Source organism: Methanoregula sp., assembly GCF_035543475.1.
Lineage (GTDB): Archaea > Halobacteriota > Methanomicrobia > Methanomicrobiales > Methanospirillaceae > Methanoregula.
Genome location: NZ_DATKKA010000004.1, coordinates 121,172 through 139,894 on the forward strand (window position 1 = coordinate 121,172; position 18,723 = coordinate 139,894).

Genomic DNA, 18,723 nt, shown 5'->3' on the forward strand with positions numbered 1-18,723 from the left:
CATTCATTATTTTCTCGGGCAACATGTTCCGGTATGATCCCGGAGAGCTCGCATCTCAAAGAGATGGCCAGCAAACTTGGTGCCGATTTTGTCGGGGTTGCCAATCCCGAAGGATTCAACACTCCCGAATATACGGGGAACCGGCCGCAGGATTTTGCGCCCTGGATACGATCCGTCATTGTGCTCGGGGTGATCATCCCCAAAGGCTGTGTCGAACCCCTCCCGAGAGGCCGGGCCGAGTACACCAATACCCTGATGGCGGGTACGGCAACCCTGCGGGTGATGGGGTTTGCTCTGGTGCGCGAGCTGGAGAAACAGGGTTACCGTGCCATGCTTGTCCCTTCGGAGGGAAGCGAATTTGGGACCTGGTATACCAACAAAGAGACGCTCAGGGCTGATCTCTCGCTCAAGTATGCTGCATGGCTTGCCGGGCTTGGTGAGTACGGTCTCAACCAGCTGCTCATCACCCGGGAGACCGGCCCCCGGATCCGAATGACCGCGATCCTCACCGATGCGACGATCGAGCCAGACCGCCCCTCGGGTAAATCCTTTGTCCGGCCTGAGTGTGCCTCCTGCCAGAAATGTGTGAAGGTCTGCCCGGTCCAGGCACTGTCGGCAGACGGGACGATTCAGCCGCACCTCTGCCGGGATTATATGTTCTCGACGCTGGGTGGCCTGCGGTGCGGCATGTGCCTCCGGGTCTGCCCGCTGTAACTTTTTTTGTGCTATCCTTATCTGCCCCGGGTGCGGTATGTTCGTGTATATGGCAAAAAAAGGCCAGGGGCGGATCATGCCACCGTCATTACCGGTGCAAGAAATGGTGGCCCTGCTCTCTGCCGCAATCGAGAACCGCGACGATTTTGTCCTTGCCTGGGAACCGCGGCCCGGGGATACACCGGATCCGGGGACAGAGCCGGTGATCCATATCATGACCGGCAACCTGATCACGCCGTGCAGGCTGAACGGGCTCAAAGGGAGGGTCATAGTGTATGAAGATGAAGGGGCGCGGGTCGTCACCTTCAGGGAGCGGGATATGCACACCGGAAGGGAAAAATAGGGGAGCCGTGCCCCTCCCGATTGCCGGTCTTTGGGCTATTATGTGCTGGACGGGTTGGTAATCCGGCCGGTAAAAAGGACGGTACCGGTATTATTGTCCTGGATCAGGAAGAGGAACGGGTGGTCGGCGCGGAAGACGGGGACCGGCTGTTCATACCCGGGAGCCACCGCCATCACGTTTACCACAACACCTGTTGCCGCAGCAGCCTCGGTTCCTTCCTCATTTGTCTCGATGTAGGCCTTGTGGACGATATCGCTGATGTACAGATCCTTTGCCCCGTCCATTCCGGAGAAGTCCGCATTATTGGTAAAAGCCGTAGGCATCCCCATCGCGGAAAGCGTTGCGGGCAGGGAGTACTGCGTCTCGACTTTGAACTTCGGGATGTACACCTTGACCTGCTGCGGGACTGCCGACTGCTCCAGTGCCGAGAGGTTGGCCGGGTCAAGGTACGGGACCGCCACAGTGGTGTTATTGTCTTTGGGGAGGAGGATCACCATGGAGAGCCCCTGCCCGTTTTGTGCCGTGTAGGGCAGGGAGAGCATCTGCAGATCCGCGGTCTCCGCGTACGGGTAGACGGCGTCCTTACCGGTCTGCTGCATCATTTTTACCGTGACCTGTGAACCACCAGGGATGGAAAACGGGGCATCGGTGGTCTGGTTCGCATCGAACTGCTTTTCCCACGTGCCCTTGAAATAGACGGCGTTGGTGATCACCAGCCGGGTCATGGAACTGACACTCCCTGCAGGCAGGAGATCCTGGATCTTGTTATTGGTCTTTTCAGCCACCCAGGTATTGATGGTCTGGCGGGATGCGTCAGGCTGGTTGACAAAGTCCAGATTAGATGTATTTGCCCCATAGTACTGCTCTGCTGTGGCGGTGTACTCGGGGAGGAAGGCAAAGGTCTTTTCCGCCCAGAGGGCATTTGCCGTGCTCAAGGTGTATCCTTCATTCCCGGCATTGATCGCTGCATTCTCTGCGGCATATCCCTCCCGCATGGCGGTCTGGTTTGCCGGGAAGGAGAACACGGATCGGATCTCATCGGCGGTTGTCCCGCGCGCTCCCTCATACGTTATGGCGAGTGCTGATGAGATGGAAAACGGTGAGAAAAAGATGTTGCCGGTCGTATCTCCGGCTGCAAGCTGCCGGTACAGACTTGCCGAAAACCGGTTGTTCGCGTCGGTAACGCTGTTGTCTGCTGTCCCGGCAGAACCCGCCCCGGACGGGGCAGCAGTTACGGTCGGTGATGGGGTTCTCTCTCCAGCCTGCGCCGGAGAAGTGCCGGTGCATCCTGCCGCAAGCACGATGAGAACTACAAAGGCAGAGGCAAGGGCAATAAGGCAGAGGGTGCGGTGTTTCATGCTGGAGCGTGGGAAGGCCGCTCCATTAAATCTGGCGTTAACTGCGGTTTTTTTCGCAGCAATCCCGCGCCGGGGTAATATTCCAGGCAACCGATATATCTATACCGTCCCGGCGACACTCTTTTTGTCGGTACCCCGGGTACCGGGAGATATCGGGTATGTGCGATTCCAAAAAGTATCTTGCCGAACTGCTTGGCACCTTCGTGCTGGTTTTTGTGGGCACCGGAAGTGCCGTTGTTGCCGGGAAATCTGTCGGTTTTCTCGGAATAGCGCTCGCATTCGGGATCTCGGTCCTGGTGATGGTTTATACGATCGGATCGATCTCGGGCTGCCATATCAACCCCGCCATCACCGTAGCTATGCTCGCCGACAAAAAAATCGGCTCAAAGGATGCGGCCCTCTACATTGTTGCACAGTGTATCGGGGCGATTATCGCATCGCTTTTACTCCTTGGCATCATGACCGGGCTTCCGGGCTACGATCTTGCGGTCAACGGTCTCGGCCAGAACGGCTACGGGGTAGCCTCTCCGGGCGGTTTCTCCCTTCTTTCGGGCTTTATCGCAGAAGTGGTCTTCACGTTTATCTTCATTATGGTGGTCTTTGGCTCGACGAGCAGGGCCGCCCCGGCCGGGTTTGCCGGTCTCGCGATCGGCCTTGCCCTTGCCATGATCCATATCGTTTGTATTCCCATCACCGGTACCTCGGTCAATCCAGCCCGGAGCCTGGGCCCGGCTCTGGTGGCCGGCGGGACGGCGCTTTCCCAGCTCTGGATGTTTATCCTCGCCCCGGTAATTGGGGCACTGGTGGCTGCAGCGGTCTGGCGGTACCTGTTCGAAGCAAAGACCGGTGCTGCCTGATAATAGTCTTTATTACCCCTCTTTTTTCATGGCCTCAACTTTGAGATCCTTTGGCATCAGCTCGATCGCATAGCGGAGTGCCGTCCGGGGCATGACCTTTCTGTTCTGCACGACAAAATCGAAGACTTCCCGGGTGTGTTTCCGGCTTGCCTCCTTTAAGAGCCAGCCATAGCCTTTCTGCACCATGTCATCACTGTCGTTGAGGAGGAGTTTTGCAATCCCGATGGCTTCGGGAAGGAACTTCCCGTGCTTTGCCGGGACGATCAGGCAGACCGCCGCTGCCCGGCGCATCCAGCGGTTCTCAGACCGTGCCCAGGTATGGAGTTCCTCCATGCACTCGGGGTAGCGCTCGAAGAACTCTCCCATTGCATGGTTGCAGAACCCGTCACAGGAGGCCCAGTTGGTGATGTAGGTATCGATCCAGCGCTGGAAAATGGCGAGATCCTTTTTATCAAAACGGTCGGCGAGGGCGTACGCCCAGGTGGAGACAACGAAGCTCTCCTCGATCTTTCCCGAGCGGTACAGCTCTTCGCAGAGGGCAAAGATCTCCCTTTTCTCCCAGTGTTTGATCTCCTTCCAGTACTTCTTTGCGAGCGCTGTGACGACCGGGGTCTTGATCCCGTAGCAGGAGATCTCCTCCTTGAAGAACCGCTGCGACGTAATGCGGGTCTTTTCATCCGCGAGACTATCGAGCTCCTGCCGGATACGTACGATCACCGGGTCCATGAAAGAGATAGGAAAGACCGGGGGATAAGGGATATGGCAGGCAGCATGAAGGTATAGATACCGGGAAAAGACGATATCCTGTAGGATATCAGTACACAGAACGGACGGAAATGGAATGGCCACTCTCCTTGTCAACCAGGATCTCTGCACCCGGTGCGGGATCTGTTCAGTCGTCTGCCCGGTCTCGATCATCGACCCGGCGGATGAGAATTCCCTGCCAAAGGTGAAGGATGCACGGGCCGGCATGTGTATCCGGTGTGGGCATTGCGAGGTCTCCTGTCCGTCGCAGGCGCTGCTGCTGAATTACCTGCCGGACGAGAAAGCCCCCCTTTCGTCCGGTGCAGGGACGATCTCTCCCGAAGATCTCGGGGTGTACCTGAAGAAGCGCCGGTCCGTCCGGCATTTCACCCGGGAACCCGTTGCCCGGGAGACCATTCTTGGTATTCTTGACATCGCCCGGTATGCCGCTTCCGGTGGGAACGGCCAGCCGGTCCAGTGGCTGATCGTGCACAATCCCGCGGAGGTCCGCAGGCTGGCCGGTCTTACCATTGACTGGATGAAGACGCTTCAGGGCAGCAGCCACCCCATGAGCGGGTATATCCCTACGCTGGTCGCTGCCTGGGAGGCCGGTGCTGACCCGGTCTGCCGCGGGGCGCCCCACCTTGTGATCGCCCATATCCCGGAGGGCAACCCGGTCGCCACGGTTGATGCCCTGATCGCTCTCACCTATTTCGATATCGCTGCGCCTGCATTAGGCGTCGGGACCTGCTGGGCAGGTTTCCTCTCGATGGCGGCGGCCACGTACAAACCCCTGCAGGAGGCGCTTGCCCTCCCGGAGGGACGGAACTATGCGTACGCCCTGATGTTCGGCCACCCGCAGTACAAGACCCATGGTATCCCGCGCCGGAACCCGGTGCAGGTGGAATGGCGGTAGGATGCCCTTGCGGTCCGGGGGCTCCCGCACGATCGACACCATGCTCCACTTCCTTCTCGCCGGGGGCATGGTGGTCCCGGGATTCCCTGTCCTTGGCGTGGGAAGAGAGGTCGGGGATGTCAATAAGGATGAGGAAGGCATCAGCCGCGCCCGGGATGCCGCAAAAAACATGGCCTGGCTGATCAAGACAATGAAGAAGGCACAGGAATCCTGAAGGATCCGAAACGGCCGGATAGAACGGATACCGGGAATCCTTCAACCCCTGACAAAAACGGTGAACCATGACACAGGTTATTGCTATCAACGGAAGCCCACGCAAGACGTGGAATACCGCAACGCTGCTCGGACACGCCCTCGAAGGGGCGGCATCGGCCGGGGCACAGACAGAGATCGTGCACCTCTACGATCTGGACTACAAGGGATGTACCAGCTGCTTCTCCTGCAAGCTTGTGGGCGGGAAGAGCTACGGGAAATGCGCTGTACAGGACGACCTGACCCCGGTCCTTGAACGGATCCGGAACGCCGATGCCCTCATCCTCGGTTCGCCGATCTATGTCGGAACAGCGACCGGCGAGATGCGGTCGTTCCTGGAACGGCTGGTCTTCCCGTACCTCGTCTACGATGCGGCGCGATCCTCCCTCTTTCCGAAAAAGATGCCTTCCGGGGTAATCTACACGATGGGTGCAGATGAAGCCCGGGTAAAAGACATGGCCTACGAAGCGCAGTTCCGGCTGACCGCAATGCTGCTGGAACGGATCTTCGGCCCCTCTGCATGGTTCATGGTAACCGATACCCTGCAGTTCGAGGATTATTCGAAATATGTTTCCTCAGGGTTTGACCCGGAGGCAAAGGCCCGCAGGCGCCGTGAGGTCTTCCCGGAGGAGTGCAAAAAAGCGTTCGAGATGGGCAGGAGGCTCGCAAAAGGGCTGCCGGGATAAGGCAACGATCTCCCGTCCCGGTGTAAATACCACACCTTTATCTGGCCGATAATCAAGATCGTGAGATACCAAAAGGGAGGAACATTCATGGCCACCGATCCGGTCTGTTACATGGTAGTGGATGAAGATGATGCCAAATTCAAAAGCACGTACAGGAATGCGGACTATTACTTCTGCTGCGAGTACTGCAAGAAGCAGTTCGATGCGAACCCGAAGAGATACAGCCGCATTGTTCCCGACATGAACATTGATTCGGTGTCCTGCTGATGCCGGGTCCCGCCCCTGCAATTATTTCAGAGATCCTTGCGGCCGACAGCAGGTTCTCGATCATGACGCAGGCTCTCCGGGCCACCGGCCTGGACGCGGTACTTGCCGGGAAGGGGCCGTATACGGTCTGCGCCCCGACCGATGAAGCCTTCCGGCAGCTGCCCCCGGCAACCCTTGCCGCGCTCATGGTCGATCCCCGGGGGGAGCTGTTCCGTGTACTCCAGTACCATATTCTCTTTGGAAACCTTCCCTGCAACACGATCAAGAAGCTGAATTTCCCCAAGACGCGCCTCGGCATCACGGTTGAGATCACCGAAAAAGACGGGAAGGTCCTTTTCGGCGGCGCTGCCGTGACTATCCCGGATATTGCCTGCACCAACGGCGTTATCCTCGGTATCAGCCGCGTGGTGATCCCGGTCAGCCCGGGACATCCCGGCCGAACGGACAACAATCTATAACTCATTCCATGAGCAATATTTCATCCGTTGAATAGTCCTTTTTAAATCTCCATAACAACCAGCACAGGTCCTGCCATGAACCCACCATCCGTCGTCGACAGCATCCTCTCGGCCCGCTACCTGCGGAAAGGGGAGAAGGATTTTACCGATATCTGCCGCCGCGTTGCCTCGGCCCTGGCAGACGATGAGACCGAACGCGCCCGTTTTTACGAGGCGATGATCTCGCTGCGTTTCCTGCCCAACTCCCCCACGCTTATGAACGCGGGGACCGAGATCGGGCAGCTCTCCGCCTGCTTCACGCTGCCGGTCCCGGACACGATCGACGGGATCTTTGACGCGATGAAGGAAGGGGCGATCATCCACAAGACCGGCGGGGGGACCGGCTACAACTTCTCGCACATCCGGCCGGAAGGCTCTCCCGTCCAGTCCACGGACGGCGTGGCCTCGGGTCCCATCTCGTTCATGCGGGTCTTCAACGCGGCCACCGATGTGATCAAGCAGGGCGGGCGCCGGCGCGGGGCCAACATGGGGATCCTCAACGTCTGGCATCCGGACATCCTTGCGTTTATCGCGGCAAAGAAAAAAGAGGGGGACTTCTCGAACTTCAACATCTCCGTGATGATGAACGACAGGTTCATGGAGCTGGTTGCAACAAAGCATTTCGACACGCTCTGGCTCACCCGCGAGGGCTCGGGGGAGAAAGTCACGGTCGGGGCGATCTGGAACGGGATCGTGGAGGGGATCTGGAAGAACGGTGAGCCCGGCATCCTCTTCTACGACGAGATCAACCGCCACAACCCGACGCCCCAGCTCGGCGAGATCGATACCACGAACCCCTGCGGGGAGCAGCCGCTTCTCCCCTACGAGAGCTGCGTGCTGGGAAGCATCAACCTTGCCGCCTGCGTGAAGGATGGGGCCCTCGACGATGCCCTCCTGCGGGAGACCGCCCGGATGGCGACCCGTTTCCTCGATCACGTGATCGATAAGAATGTCTTCCCCATCCTCCAGATCGGCGATGCGACCACACGGACGCGGAAGATCGGCCTCGGGGTTATGGGCGTCCACGACGCGATGCTCATGCTGGGCCTTGCCTACGATTCGCCCGAGGGACGGTCATGGTGTGAGAAGGTCATGAAGATCGTGACCGAAACCGCCGTGGACGAATCCCACCGCCTGGCCGAGGCAAAGGGGACCTTCCCGGCATGGAAAGGCAGCATCTGGAAGGATTTTACCGTCCGGAATGCCGCCATGACCACGGTGGCCCCTACAGGAACGATCTCGCTCCTTGCCGGGTGTTCGAGCGGGATCGAGCCGATCTTCTCGTTTGCCTATACCCGGAAGAATACGGTGGGCAAGACCTTCGTGATTGTCAACCCGGTCTTTAAAGAGGCACTCGTCCGCACCCTTTCGGGCATGGGCTATGCCGGCGATGAGCGGGCGAAGAAGGCGGACGAGGTGATCGCGCATGTCCACGAGACCGGCACGGTCCAGGATCTTACCTGGCTGCCGCAGTCGTTCCGCTCGCTCTTCAAGACTGCCCTTGACATCCCGTGGCGCGACCATATCCTGATGCAGGCCAGCTTCCAGAAGCACGTCCACGCATCCATCAGCAAGACCATCAACATGCCGGGATCGGCGACAAAGGCGGACTGTGAAGAGGCGCTTCTGATGGCCTGGAAGCTCGGCCTCAAGGGCATCACCATCTACCGGACCGGGAGCCGGGAGGATGTGGTGCTCGCCCTCAAGGACAAGAGCCCTGCCGCCCCGGCCGCGGAACCGGCCACGGCCGTGTCGGCCATGCGGGTGGTGCCGGAGAAGATCCCCAGCCTTTCCATCGACCGCCCCAAGGAGCTTGCCGGGCGGACCTACCTCTGCCAGTCCGGGTGCTGCCGGCTGTATGTCACCGTCAACCTGCATGACGGGAACCCTATGGAGGTCTTTATCCGGACCGTAGGGAGCGGCGGGTGCGACGCGAACAGCAGCGCCCTTGGCCGGGCCATCAGCACCGGGCTCCAGAACGGGGTTCCCTATGCCAAGTTTGTCAAGCAGTTCGCAAAAGTGAACTGTATCTCCGCGATCAAGAACCCCACCTCCGAAGGGCACTCCTGTGCCGATGTTGTCGGGCGGTGCATCGAGCTCTCGGCAAAGAACCAGAGCATTGCCACGTTGAGCAACTGGAACATCAAAAAGACCGGCGAGCAGCGCCTCTGCCCCGAGTGCCATAACCCGCTTGATTTCGGCGAGGGCTGCAACCAGGGGATCTGCAAACACTGCGGCTGGTCCGGGTGCAGCTGATCCCGGTCATTCTTTTTTTGAGCATTTCTTTCCCGCAAACGAACGCCGGCTCTTCTGCCACCCGGTACTGCCATGCAGACCGTGCCTGCAAATATTAAAAACGCGCCTCCGGCCACACAGAATCATCAGAACCAGGAGAGGATTGTATCATGGAGGAGAAGGAAGCACGGTCCGGGGGAATGGCATGGGGCACGTACCAGGATAAGGATGAGGCTGCATTGCAGCTCTTCCGCGGGCCCCTGTTTGCGTACCTGGTGAGCGGCCTCGATGCCGAGAACAAATGGGTGCGGATCAAGGCGGCCGCCATGCTCGGGTCTCTGGGCGATCCCGGTGCGGCCCGCTACCTCAAGCCCCTGGCGGTGGATGCTGACACCGACCTGCGGACCATCTCCCGGCGATCGCTCTCGATGCTGTACCCGGGCAGGGATTTTTCGGTGTTTGGCGGGTCCGATGCCTGCGGGGGGTGCATGATCCGGTTCATCGCCGAGGAGGCACTTGCGCACCAGAAGAAGGCACAGCAGGAACTACAGGGCGTTCCGGAGAGAAATCCCGGTGCCGCGGAGGGTCCCCTGCCGGGTCCGGGAAACTTTTAAAAAAATATGCGGGGTTATTTTCAGATAAAGAGCGGGGCAAGCACGAGCGTCAGCGTCGCCAGGAGCTTGATGAGCACGTGGAGCGACGGGCCTGCCGTGTCCTTGAACGGATCGCCGAGTGTATCCCCGATGACGGCTGCCTTGTGGGCTTCGCTGCCCTTGCCGCCGTGGGCACCGGTCTCAATAAATTTCTTGGCATTGTCCCATGCCCCACCACTGTTGTTGAGGATCAGGGCAAGGAGAATGCCGGTGATGGTCGCGACCATGAGGAAGCCGGCGAGGGCCTGGTATTTCATGGTGATCCCGATGAAGATCGGGAACCCGATCACGAGGACGCCGGGGATAACCATGTTTCTGAGCGCACCCTGGGTCGTGATATCGATAACGGCTGCGTAGTCAGGTTTCTGGGTACCTGCCATGATGGCCGGGTTCTTGAACTGGATGCGGACTGCTTCGATGACCGACTGTGCGGTCTTGGAAACGGCGCGGATGGCGAAACTCGCAAAGAGGAAGACGAGCATTGCACCGAGGAGTGCCCCGACAAAGACATGGACGTCTGCAAGGTTGACGACATCGAATGCCTTGCTGGTCAGCTTGGCAATGTCGGCCATGTACGCGTTGAAGAGCAGGAAGACAGCGAGGGATGCACTGCCGATGGCGTACCCCTTGGTGAGTGCCTTGGTGGTGTTACCGGCGGCATCGAGCTTGTCCATGCGCTTTCTGACTTCCTCGGGTGCCTGGCTCATCTCGACGATACCACCGGCATTGTCGGCGATAGGTCCGAAGGTGTCCATGGCGAGAACGTACGCACAGACCATCAGCATACCCACGGTTGCAACGGCAGTGCCGTAGAGGCCGCCGTTCGGGATACCACTCATGGTACCGCACCAGTAGGAGATGATGAGGGAGAGGCCGATGAGGATTGCGGGAACTGCGGTGGTTTCGAGACCGACCGAGAACCCGGTGATGATGTTTGTTGCCGCTCCTGTTTCAGAGGCGTCAGCGATCTCCTTTACCGGGCGGTAGTGGTGGTCGGTGTAGAACAGGGTGACCCGGAGGAAACACACGGAGAGTGCAATACCGACGAGACCTGCATAGAAGAAGTATATCCACCCGGCTGCTGCCCCGAGGAGCCACTGGACCCCGAAGAAGAGGAAGACCGCGGAGATGATCGCCGTGATATAATATCCCCGGTTCATGGCGTCCATCGGGTCGGCCCCGTCCTTGCCCTTGACCGAGAGGATCCCGATCATGCTTGCGAGGAGACCCAGGGCACACATGACGATGGGGAAGAGGATGCCGTTGACACCGAAGATCGGGAAGAGCGCAACACCGAGGATCATGGCACCGATGTTCTCGGCGGCAGTGGACTCGAAGAGGTCAGCGCCACGGCCGGCACAGTCCCCGACATTGTCACCGACGAGGTCGGCGATCGTGGCCGGGTTTCTTACATCGTCTTCAGGGATACCGGCTTCGACCTTGCCGACAAGGTCTGCGCCGACATCAGCGGCTTTCGTGTAGATACCGCCGCCGAGCTGGGCGAAGAGTGCCACAAACGAGGCACCGAAACCAAACCCGATGATGACGAAGGGGGTAGTCTGCGGGTCTGCACCGAGCGCGATGTACGTGAGGGAGACCCCGAGGAGTGACATTGCCGTGATGATCAGGCCGGAGACGGCCCCGCCGCGGAACGAGAAGTCGAGTGCCTTTCCGTCGCTGTGCTGGGCTGCCGCAGCCGTGCGGATGTTCGTTCTGACGGCAATCGACATTGCGACGATACCGGCCACTGCACTGCACGTGGCACCGACGATATACGCAAATGCCGTGTACACTGCAAGCGACTGCTGCCCGGTGAAGGAATAGACGGCAAAGATCACTATGGCAAGCACGATGGCGATGATAGCGATAGTCGAGTACTGGCGCTTGATGAATGCTTCCGCACCCACCTTGATCGCATCGGAGACCTCGCGCATCTTGGGTGTCCCCTCATCCTGTGAGAGGAGGTTACGCGCCAGGAGCGCAGCGAGGGCCAGTGCGATGACACATATCACAATGACAACAAGTAATGCTGTTTCGATCATTCCCTGACCTCCCTGTCATGTTACGGAACCCGGATCTCCGGACCGCGATACGGATATACCGCTCACCGCTTCTCCAGAACAGCCGGTCTGATCGTCGGGCCATAACACATCAGGTTTGACGATTCCCAGGGGCAGGACGCAAACGGTCGTGCCCGTGAGTCTGATTCCCCTTCAGGATGGTGCCATGTCTTGTGGGACAGCTGGTTTGTCCCTGCCACGCCGGCCACCCGCCATCAGGACAGTATTACTGCATTTTTGTTACATTAAACATTTATCATCATTGTTCCGGCGCTGGAGGGATGGCGGACGGCTCTGCCGCCATCATTGCACTGACGGGTCCGGATGCGTACTGCCTCACGGACGATCCGGGAAGGCACTTTTTACGCTTTTGCCCCGGCCGGCACTTCGTGACGAATTCAATACGATTAATAATGAAAAATTCCCATATTCCTGCGGGTGGATATAGCGTGCAGTTCCTTCTCTTTCTTATCCTGTTCCCCCTGATCTCGGCACTCTTCATGCTCGCGGTGCGCCGGGATGTGGAGCGGGGCTGGATTGTAAAACTCTCCGCACTAGCGCTTGGGGCGGTGACGGTCCTTCTTCTCGTCACCCAGTTTGACAAGGGGACCCTGTACTTCGGGTTCGATGCGGAGCCGGTCAACCTGCTGATGTTTGTGCTCGAGATGGTGATCTCGGTCATCATCCTCTGGTTTGCGGTACGGTTCCGCAATTACCTGGTCATCGCCCTGACGCTTGTCGAGACGGCGCTGATCCTCTGGTTTGAAACCGCCGCCACTCCCGCGATCGCGGTAAAGACTCCTCTCTTCCTCGACCAGTTCTCGATCATCATGGCGCTCATCATCGGGATCATCGGGAGCCTGATCTGCGTTTATTCCCTCGGGTACATGCGGCATTTTTACCAGCACCATACCGGGATCCCCGACCGGACCAATACGTTTTTTATCATCATCTTTGTCTTCCTCTCCGCGATGTTCGGGCTGGTCTTCTCCAACAGCCTGATCTGGGTCTTCTTCTTCTGGGAAGTGACCACGCTCTGTTCCTTCCTCCTCATCGGTTTCACAAAGACCGAGGAGGCGACGAAAAACGCGTTCACTGCCCTGTGGATGAACCTGCTGGGCGGGATTGCATTTGCCGGGGCTATTGTCTACCTCACCTACCAGCCGGCGGGGATGCTCGGCCTTGACCAGGTACTGGTCTCAGGCAAAGCGCTTGTGCTCATCCCGGCGGCACTCGTCGGGTTTGCCGGCCTCACGAAGGCGGCCCAGATGCCGTTCTCCTCGTGGCTTGTCGGGGCGATGGTGGCTCCCACGCCGGTCTCGGCCCTGCTCCATTCGAGCACGATGGTCAAGGCCGGTGTCTACATCCTGGTCCGGTTCGCTCCCGCATTCCAGGGAACCACCATCGGCTACACCCTCGCGTTTGTCGGCGCTTTTACCTTCCTGATCGCCTCGGGAATGGCGATCTCCCAATCCAATGCAAAACGGGTGCTCGCCTATTCCACGATCGCAAACCTTGGCCTGGTAACGGCCTGCGCCGGCATCGGGACGTACGAGGCGATCTGGGCGGCGATCCTGCTGATCATCTTCCACGCCATCTCCAAGTCTCTCATGTTCCTCTCGGTCGGGACCGTCGAGCACCGGATCCGGAGCCGGGAGATCGAGGACATGAACGGGCTCATTGTCCGGATGCCCCGGATCGCCGCAATCATGGTGATCGGGATTGCCGGGATGTTCCTTGCACCGTTTGGGATGCTGATCTCCAAGTGGGCGGCAATCCAGGCCTTCATTGACGCACCGTTCGGCCTTGTATTTGTCGTGATCCTGGTCTTCGGGAGCGCACTGACGCTCTTTTTCTGGGCGAAATGGATGGGAAAACTGCTTGTGATCACGCCGGATGCGGAGAATGTCGAAGGCCTGGTGGACAGGAATGAATGGATTGCGCTCGTCTCGCTTGCCGGGCTCACGGTGGTCACCTGTTTCATCTTCCCGCTCATCTCCGCAACGCTGATCGAGCCGTTCCTGCTTGCAAACTACGGCAGCACGGCCCAGCTTGCGCAGGACAACATCATCATCATGATCATGATGCTGTTTTTGATCGTCCTCTTACCCCTGAGTATCCTGCTTCCCCACCGAAAGCAACGGATCCTCCCGCCCTACATGGGCGGGGTAGAGACGGCACGTGACATGCATTTCCAGAATGCGCTCGGGGCACGCACTGAGATGAAACTTGCCAATTACTATGTCAGCCCGTGGTTTGGTGAGGCAAAGCTTGCCACGACCGGGGTCTGCCTCTGCTCGATCCTCATCGTGATCATGTTTGCTGCCGCGGTGACCGGAGGAGGTGCGTTCCTGTGATCTCCCTTACCTGGGCCGTTGCCTTCATCCTGCTCGCGCCTGCTGTCGGCGGCCTGATCGCCGGTATTGACCGGAAGATCACCGCCCACATGCAGGGCCGGGTAGGTCCTTCCCTCTTCCAGCCGTTCTACGATGTGGGCAAGCTTTTCGAGAAGGAGGGCGCGATGGTGAACGAGACCCAGCGCTTCTACGTGCTGAGCTACTTTGTCTTTGCCATCTTTGCCGGAGCGCTCTTCTTTGCAGGTGGGAACCTGCTCCTCGTGGTCTTTGCGCTCACCCTCGCCGAGGTATTCCTGGTCCTTGGAGCCTACGCGGCAAACTCCCCGTACAGCCATGTTGGCGCGGAACGGGAGCTGATCCAGATCATGGCCTACGAGCCCATGCTCCTCCTTGCAGCGGTCGGGATGTATGTGGCCACAAAATCCTTCAACGTGGCTGATGTCGCGGGATTCCCGACGCTCCTCATCCTCCTCCTGCCGGGGGTTTTCCTGGGCTTTATCTACATCCTGACCTTCAAGCTGCGCAAGTCGCCCTTCGATATCTCGACCTCCCATCACGCCCACCAGGAGATTGTCAAAGGCGTGACCACCGAGTTCTCGGGCCCCAACCTCGGCTTTATCGAGCTGGCGCACTGGTACGAGGTGGTGCTGATGCTCGCCTTTGTCTTCCTCTTCTTTGCAGCGAGCTGGATCATTGCCCTTATCGCAATCATCATCGTGTACCTGCTCGAACTGGTCATCGACAACACCAACGCGAGGGTGAAGTGGCAGCTTGCGGTGAAGAGCTCGTGGGCGATCGCCCTTGTCCTTGGGGCGCTTAACATAGCAGCGCTCTACCTCATCGGGAGGGCCTAAACCATGGCATACTTACAAAAATCCCCGTGGATCATCCACTACGACGCATCGAGCTGCAATGGCTGCGATATCGAGATCCTGGCCTGCCTCACCCCCATGTACGATGTGGAGCGCTTCGGGATCCTCAACACGGGCAACCCCAAGCACGCGGATATCTTTGTGGTGACAGGCTCGGTGAACGAGCAGAACAGGTACGTGATTAAAAATATCTACGACCAGATGCCGGACCCGAAAGTAGTCGTGGCAATCGGGATCTGCGCCACCTCGGGAGGGATCTTCCGGGAGTGCTACAACGTGGCCGGCGGGATCGATATGGTCATCCCGGTGGACGTGTACGTGCCCGGCTGTGCGGCACGGCCCGAGTCCATCATCGACGGGATCGTGAAAGCGCTCGGGATCCTTGAAGCAAAGAAGGCCGCGATGGCTACCGGTACACCGGCTCCCGCTGTGGCCGCGGAGAAACCCGCAGGAGGTGCATAAATGGTACTTGACCAGCAGACCACCATCCCGATCAGTATCGATGAGCTCGTGGCCCGGACCGACCAGTTGAAGAAGGACGGCTGCCGGCTCGTGCAGATCGGCTGCACCCAGGTGGGCGACGACTTCGAGATCAACTACGTGTTCGACAAGGACTTCGTGCTTACCAACCTGCGCATCACGGTCCGGCAGGACACGGTCATTCCCAGCGTGAGCGGCGTGTTCTTCGGGGCGTTTGTGTACGAGAACGAGATCCATGACCTGTACGGCATCACGGTAAAGGGGATGAATGTCGACTTTGGCGGGCATTTCTACCGGACGACGATCAAAACTCCATTTACGGTTACCGTCACCAAGGAAGGCGACCCATGTCAAAACAAATAACCGTGCCGTTCGGGCCCCAGCACCCGGTGCTGCCGGAGCCGATCCACCTCGACCTTGTCCTGGAGGACGAGCGGGTGGTGGACGCGATCCCGTCCATCGGGTACGTGCATCGTGGCCTGGAGAAACTCGTGGAGAAGCGCGAGTATCCCGAGTATATCTACGTGGCCGAACGGATCTGCGGGATCTGCAGCTACATCCATAGCAATACGTACGCGGACTGCGTCGAGCACATCATGAAGATCGAGGTGCCCGAACGTGCGCAGTACCTCCGGACCATCTGGTCGGAATACTCGAGGCTGCACTCCCACCTCCTCTGGCTGGGGCTTTTTGCGGACGGGATGGGTTTTGAGAACCTGTTCATGAACGCGTGGAAACTCCGCGAGCACATCCTCGATGACATGGAGGCGACCACCGGCGGCCGGGTGATCCAGGGCGTCTGCAAGGTCGGCGGCGTCCGGCGGGATATTTCGCCGGAGAAACTCGACGAGATGGTAAAGGGACTCAAGGCGATGGAGCCTGCGTTCCGTGACCTTACGGACGTGTTCCTGAAGGATGCTTCCGTCAGCCACCGGCTCAGGGGGGTCGGCATCCTCCAGAAGGGCGATGCCTACACGATGGGCGCGGTCGGCCCCACGGCCCGGGGGAGCGGGATTTCGATCGACCTGCGCCAGACCGGCTACGCGGCCTACGGGAAGATCAACTTCAGGCCGGTCGTGGAACACGACGGCGACTGCTACGCGAGGTGTGCAGTACGGGCAAAGGAGCTCTTCACCTCGGTGGATATCATCGAGCAGTGCGTCAGGAAGATGCCCGAGGGACCGGTCGAGGTCAAGGTGACCGGCGCTCCCGATGGCGAGTACTTCGCCCGTGCGGAGCAGCCGAGGGGCGAGGTGGTGCACTACATCAAGGGGAACGGCAAGCGCAACCTTGTCCGGCACCGGGTGCGGACACCGACGTTTACGAACATCCCGCCGCTCGTCACCCTCCTCAAGGGCTGCGAACTCGCGGATGTGCCCATGATCGTGCTCTCGATCGATCCCTGCGTGGGCTGCTCGGAGAGGTGAAGTGGCCATGACGTACTTCGAGATGACAAAAACCGTCATAAAGAGTCTCTTCTCCCGCCCGGCAACCCTGATGTACCCGGCAAAGCCGGCGAAGAAGACCGCCCTCACCCGGGGGCACGTGACCATCAACCCGGACGGCTGCATCACCTGCCGTTCCTGCCAGCGCAAGTGCCCGACGCAGGCCATCTGCGTGGAAGTCAAGGAGAAGACCTGGCAGATCGACCGGCTCCGCTGCATTGTCTGCAACTGCTGCGTGGAGGTCTGCCCCACCAAGTGCCTTGCGATGGACACCCAGTACACGGCGGCAATGACAGTTCATGGCGGGATCTACAAGGTGCCGGTGGCCGGGCCAAAGAAGAAGGAACCGGCACCGGACGCAGCGGCAAAGCCGGCAGAGAAGAAGGAATAAGAATACTTTTTTTCATAACGCCCGGTCGATTCCGGGGTATAAAAAATCTGGAAATTACCGGCCCGGACCCTCAGATCCGGACCGCTGTACCTCTTGCATTCGTTTCAGAGGATCTTCTTCCCGGCATCGGCGCCGGGCTTTACGTGGTAGGCCTCGGCGATCTTCATGACGACCGCAGACTTCGGGGTGAGATGAGGCCTGACCTCTTTCATCCACCTAACGTCCTGCACGAAGATCTCGTCATTGGTGTGGAGGGTTACCGGTCCTTTGATCTGGTACCCGCCCTTCTCTCCCCACCAGGAGAGAGCCACCACGGGGTTCTCCTTTAGGTTCTGCAGCGTCTTGTGGAAGTACTGGTCCGATACAAGCAGGGTTTCATCGTCGAGGAGCTTGAAGGCTCCGATCGGGACGACGTTTGGCACGCGGTTCTGCGATGAGGTCGCGAGAAATAGGGTTCTTGTTCCTGCGAGCGACTCACGTATCTCCGTTGTCAGTGCAACCATGGGTGTCTTCCTCGAATTAGCTATTATTCGACATGGGTATTAAGGATGGCAGTGGTCCCATTGGAACTTACTGATAACGGAGGATACCTGAGGTGATGTCTTCAAGAACATCTTCCCCAATGAATTACTGCTGCCCCGACCTCCGCATTCATTTACTTTAAACTTTAAGTAAATAACAAAGTAAATATCCCGGGCCGCTGATCTCTATGCACCAGACACGGGAGGCATCTCCATGGAAAACGACATCCTCTCGATCTTTAACGAGTCCGAAGGGCTCAACGCGAAAGTCTTCTCGCTGGTTCGCTTCAAACTGCTCGCGAGCCTGTCAGCCCTCGGACCGGACGGGGCAACCTACCGCGAGCTCAAGGCGGCGCTCGACATCAACGACGGCGTGCTGTTTGCGAACCTCAATGTGCTAAAAAATATGGGCTATCTCACGTCCGGGAAGATCACGTCCGAGGGAAAAGAACTCGAACTCTATACGATCACGCCCGAAGGACAGGACGAATGGAAGCGGACAAAGGCCTGGCTGTGCCGGTTCCTCCGCTGCGGAGCATGACGATGGAAAAATACCAGAAAGTAATAGCCTTCTTTAAGGAACTGGGCTTTGCGTTCGACATTTCCCGGTTCGACGACCGGCTCATTGCACAGAAACTGGTCTGCCTGCTGGAGCTCAAGGGGATCGATCTCGGGTATTCGTGCAGCCTGTATGTCCGGGGCCCGTACTCCCCGGACCTGACCGACGATCTGTACGCATTCCCCGCTGAGTTCGCGGCGCTTGAGACCCGCTCGCGGCTGACCCCGCAGGAGAAGGAGACGGCAGGTGAACTCGGCCGGATCTTCGGCCTCAAACCCGTTTCTCTTGAAGTCGGGGCAACGTACGGGTACTATACCCTGCAGCAGGGAAGCGATCCGCTCGAAGCGGTCCGGCAGGTGAAAAGGCTCAAGCCGTTCTATTCCGAGGCGCAGGTAGCACTCGGGGTATCGAAGGCAAAGGAGTTCCTCTTTACGCCGACAACCCAGGATCTCGAAGTCTTAAAAGAGGAGACCGGGATCTGGCAGCGGGCATCGCTAAAAAAACCTGAGGCCTGAG

The 18,723-nt window shown here is 58.9% G+C and carries 22 protein-coding genes; 18 read left to right on the top strand and 4 right to left on the bottom strand.

Features of this window, described 5'->3' with window-relative positions; translation table 11 throughout:
* The first annotated feature begins 33 nt into the window (after nt 1–33).
* Together VMS83_RS01020 and VMS83_RS01025 are read left to right on the top strand one after the other, a co-directional pair.
* Entirely contained in the window at nt 34–714 is a 681-nt protein-coding gene (locus VMS83_RS01020; protein WP_325408976.1) for an epoxyqueuosine reductase, read from the top strand.
* Between the two features lie 49 nt (nt 715–763).
* A complete protein-coding gene (locus VMS83_RS01025; RefSeq protein WP_325408978.1) occupies nt 764–1,057 on the top strand; it encodes a hypothetical protein in 294 nt (97 codons plus the stop codon).
* 38 nt (nt 1,058–1,095) lie between these two features.
* On the opposite strand, the gene VMS83_RS01030 is transcribed toward VMS83_RS01025, so the two are convergent.
* Nucleotides 1,096–2,415: a serpin family protein gene (locus tag VMS83_RS01030; RefSeq protein WP_325408980.1), complete on the bottom strand. Its 1,320-nt coding sequence runs from the start codon at nt 2,413–2,415 to the stop codon at nt 1,096–1,098.
* A 158-nt stretch (nt 2,416–2,573) separates the two neighbouring features.
* On the opposite strand from VMS83_RS01030, the gene aqpZ reads away from it, so the two are divergent.
* Nucleotides 2,574–3,272 (top strand): aquaporin Z, encoded by a 699-nt coding sequence (gene aqpZ, locus VMS83_RS01035; RefSeq protein WP_325408982.1) that lies wholly within the window; start codon nt 2,574–2,576, stop codon nt 3,270–3,272.
* Between the two features lie 12 nt (nt 3,273–3,284).
* On the opposite strand, the gene VMS83_RS01040 is transcribed toward aqpZ, so the two are convergent.
* The gene (locus VMS83_RS01040) at nt 3,285–3,998 is read right to left on the bottom strand and encodes a DNA alkylation repair protein (RefSeq protein ID WP_325408984.1); all 714 of its coding nucleotides are present in this window, start codon (nt 3,996–3,998) and stop codon (nt 3,285–3,287) included.
* 115 nt (nt 3,999–4,113) lie between these two features.
* Between VMS83_RS01040 and VMS83_RS01045 the strand changes: the two genes are divergently transcribed.
* The 7 genes from VMS83_RS01045 (at nt 4,114) to VMS83_RS01075 (ending at nt 9,483) form a co-directional block, all read left to right on the top strand.
* Nucleotides 4,114–4,932, top strand: a complete 819-nt coding sequence (locus tag VMS83_RS01045; RefSeq protein WP_325408986.1) for a nitroreductase family protein — start codon at nt 4,114–4,116, stop codon at nt 4,930–4,932.
* Nucleotide 4,933: 1 nt separating this feature from the next.
* Complete coding sequence (locus VMS83_RS01050) at nt 4,934–5,146, top strand: hypothetical protein (RefSeq protein ID WP_325408988.1); 213 nt, start codon at nt 4,934–4,936, stop codon at nt 5,144–5,146.
* Between the two features lie 67 nt (nt 5,147–5,213).
* A complete protein-coding gene (locus VMS83_RS01055) occupies nt 5,214–5,870 on the top strand; it encodes a flavodoxin family protein (RefSeq protein WP_325408990.1) in 657 nt (218 codons plus the stop codon).
* Between the two features lie 87 nt (nt 5,871–5,957).
* On the top strand, nt 5,958–6,137 hold the full coding sequence (locus VMS83_RS01060; protein WP_325408992.1) for a YHS domain-containing protein: 180 nt from the start codon (nt 5,958–5,960) through the stop codon (nt 6,135–6,137).
* Nucleotides 6,137–6,595, top strand: a complete 459-nt coding sequence (locus tag VMS83_RS01065) for a fasciclin domain-containing protein (RefSeq protein ID WP_325408994.1) — start codon at nt 6,137–6,139, stop codon at nt 6,593–6,595. Before VMS83_RS01060 ends, VMS83_RS01065 begins: the two co-directional genes overlap by 1 nt.
* 75 nt (nt 6,596–6,670) lie before the next feature.
* Nucleotides 6,671–8,890: an adenosylcobalamin-dependent ribonucleoside-diphosphate reductase gene (locus tag VMS83_RS01070; RefSeq protein ID WP_325408996.1), complete on the top strand. Its 2,220-nt coding sequence runs from the start codon at nt 6,671–6,673 to the stop codon at nt 8,888–8,890.
* 149 nt (nt 8,891–9,039) lie between these two features.
* Nucleotides 9,040–9,483: a HEAT repeat domain-containing protein gene (locus VMS83_RS01075; protein ID WP_325408998.1), complete on the top strand. Its 444-nt coding sequence runs from the start codon at nt 9,040–9,042 to the stop codon at nt 9,481–9,483.
* A gap of 20 nt (nt 9,484–9,503) precedes the next feature.
* On the opposite strand, the gene VMS83_RS01080 is transcribed toward VMS83_RS01075, so the two are convergent.
* The gene (locus tag VMS83_RS01080; RefSeq protein ID WP_325409000.1) at nt 9,504–11,564 is read right to left on the bottom strand and encodes a sodium-translocating pyrophosphatase; all 2,061 of its coding nucleotides are present in this window, start codon (nt 11,562–11,564) and stop codon (nt 9,504–9,506) included.
* A 467-nt stretch (nt 11,565–12,031) separates the two neighbouring features.
* Between VMS83_RS01080 and VMS83_RS01085 the strand changes: the two genes are divergently transcribed.
* The 6 genes from VMS83_RS01085 to VMS83_RS01110 are packed head-to-tail and all read left to right on the top strand — an operon-like array spanning nt 12,032 to nt 17,127.
* The gene (locus VMS83_RS01085) at nt 12,032–13,939 is read left to right on the top strand and encodes an NADH-quinone oxidoreductase subunit L (RefSeq protein ID WP_325409002.1); all 1,908 of its coding nucleotides are present in this window, start codon (nt 12,032–12,034) and stop codon (nt 13,937–13,939) included.
* On the top strand, nt 13,936–14,793 hold the full coding sequence (locus tag VMS83_RS01090) for a complex I subunit 1 family protein (protein ID WP_325409004.1): 858 nt from the start codon (nt 13,936–13,938) through the stop codon (nt 14,791–14,793). Before VMS83_RS01085 ends, VMS83_RS01090 begins: the two co-directional genes overlap by 4 nt.
* Before the next feature lie 3 nt (nt 14,794–14,796).
* Nucleotides 14,797–15,273: an NADH-quinone oxidoreductase subunit B family protein gene (locus tag VMS83_RS01095; protein ID WP_325409006.1), complete on the top strand. Its 477-nt coding sequence runs from the start codon at nt 14,797–14,799 to the stop codon at nt 15,271–15,273.
* The gene (locus VMS83_RS01100) at nt 15,274–15,654 is read left to right on the top strand and encodes an NADH-quinone oxidoreductase subunit C (RefSeq protein ID WP_325409008.1); all 381 of its coding nucleotides are present in this window, start codon (nt 15,274–15,276) and stop codon (nt 15,652–15,654) included. It abuts the gene before it with no gap.
* The gene (locus tag VMS83_RS01105; RefSeq protein ID WP_325409010.1) at nt 15,639–16,718 is read left to right on the top strand and encodes a nickel-dependent hydrogenase large subunit; all 1,080 of its coding nucleotides are present in this window, start codon (nt 15,639–15,641) and stop codon (nt 16,716–16,718) included. Before VMS83_RS01100 ends, VMS83_RS01105 begins: the two co-directional genes overlap by 16 nt.
* A gap of 7 nt (nt 16,719–16,725) precedes the next feature.
* Nucleotides 16,726–17,127 carry a 4Fe-4S dicluster domain-containing protein gene (locus VMS83_RS01110; RefSeq protein ID WP_325409014.1) on the top strand — a complete coding sequence of 134 codons (402 nt, stop codon included), beginning with the start codon at nt 16,726–16,728 and terminating at the stop codon, nt 17,125–17,127.
* A 104-nt stretch (nt 17,128–17,231) separates the two neighbouring features.
* Here VMS83_RS01110 and VMS83_RS01115 read toward each other — a convergent pair whose 3' ends face one another.
* Nucleotides 17,232–17,630, bottom strand: a complete 399-nt coding sequence (locus VMS83_RS01115; RefSeq protein WP_325409016.1) for a pyridoxamine 5'-phosphate oxidase family protein — start codon at nt 17,628–17,630, stop codon at nt 17,232–17,234.
* Between the two features lie 232 nt (nt 17,631–17,862).
* Here VMS83_RS01115 and VMS83_RS01120 point away from each other — a divergent pair, with 232 nt between their 5' ends.
* Nucleotides 17,863–18,189, top strand: coding sequence for a transcriptional regulator (locus VMS83_RS01120; protein WP_325409018.1), 327 nt, complete (start codon nt 17,863–17,865; stop codon nt 18,187–18,189).
* The gene (locus VMS83_RS01125; protein ID WP_325409020.1) at nt 18,186–18,722 is read left to right on the top strand and encodes a hypothetical protein; all 537 of its coding nucleotides are present in this window, start codon (nt 18,186–18,188) and stop codon (nt 18,720–18,722) included. The genes VMS83_RS01120 and VMS83_RS01125 overlap by 4 nt, the downstream gene beginning before the upstream one ends.
* The last annotated feature ends 1 nt before the right edge of the window (nt 18,723 follow it).

Coding starts and splice junctions, on each gene's coding strand:
- VMS83_RS01115 (WP_325409016.1), bottom strand. CDS start 17,630: ATGGTTGCACTGACAACGGAGATACGTGAGTCGCTCGCAGGAACAAGA.
- VMS83_RS01025 (WP_325408978.1), top strand. CDS start 764: ATGGCAAAAAAAGGCCAGGGGCGGATCATGCCACCGTCATTACCGGTG.
- VMS83_RS01040 (WP_325408984.1), bottom strand. CDS start 3,998: ATGGACCCGGTGATCGTACGTATCCGGCAGGAGCTCGATAGTCTCGCG.
- aqpZ (WP_325408982.1), top strand. CDS start 2,574: ATGTGCGATTCCAAAAAGTATCTTGCCGAACTGCTTGGCACCTTCGTG.
- VMS83_RS01060 (WP_325408992.1), top strand. CDS start 5,958: ATGGCCACCGATCCGGTCTGTTACATGGTAGTGGATGAAGATGATGCC.
- VMS83_RS01105 (WP_325409010.1), top strand. CDS start 15,639: ATGTCAAAACAAATAACCGTGCCGTTCGGGCCCCAGCACCCGGTGCTG.
- VMS83_RS01070 (WP_325408996.1), top strand. CDS start 6,671: ATGAACCCACCATCCGTCGTCGACAGCATCCTCTCGGCCCGCTACCTG.
- VMS83_RS01045 (WP_325408986.1), top strand. CDS start 4,114: ATGGCCACTCTCCTTGTCAACCAGGATCTCTGCACCCGGTGCGGGATC.
- VMS83_RS01110 (WP_325409014.1), top strand. CDS start 16,726: ATGACGTACTTCGAGATGACAAAAACCGTCATAAAGAGTCTCTTCTCC.
- VMS83_RS01080 (WP_325409000.1), bottom strand. CDS start 11,564: ATGATCGAAACAGCATTACTTGTTGTCATTGTGATATGTGTCATCGCA.
- VMS83_RS01030 (WP_325408980.1), bottom strand. CDS start 2,415: ATGAAACACCGCACCCTCTGCCTTATTGCCCTTGCCTCTGCCTTTGTA.
- VMS83_RS01050 (WP_325408988.1), top strand. CDS start 4,934: ATGCCCTTGCGGTCCGGGGGCTCCCGCACGATCGACACCATGCTCCAC.
- VMS83_RS01065 (WP_325408994.1), top strand. CDS start 6,137: ATGCCGGGTCCCGCCCCTGCAATTATTTCAGAGATCCTTGCGGCCGAC.
- VMS83_RS01055 (WP_325408990.1), top strand. CDS start 5,214: ATGACACAGGTTATTGCTATCAACGGAAGCCCACGCAAGACGTGGAAT.
- VMS83_RS01125 (WP_325409020.1), top strand. CDS start 18,186: ATGACGATGGAAAAATACCAGAAAGTAATAGCCTTCTTTAAGGAACTG.
- VMS83_RS01075 (WP_325408998.1), top strand. CDS start 9,040: ATGGAGGAGAAGGAAGCACGGTCCGGGGGAATGGCATGGGGCACGTAC.
- VMS83_RS01020 (WP_325408976.1), top strand. CDS start 34: ATGATCCCGGAGAGCTCGCATCTCAAAGAGATGGCCAGCAAACTTGGT.
- VMS83_RS01100 (WP_325409008.1), top strand. CDS start 15,274: ATGGTACTTGACCAGCAGACCACCATCCCGATCAGTATCGATGAGCTC.
- VMS83_RS01095 (WP_325409006.1), top strand. CDS start 14,797: ATGGCATACTTACAAAAATCCCCGTGGATCATCCACTACGACGCATCG.
- VMS83_RS01120 (WP_325409018.1), top strand. CDS start 17,863: ATGGAAAACGACATCCTCTCGATCTTTAACGAGTCCGAAGGGCTCAAC.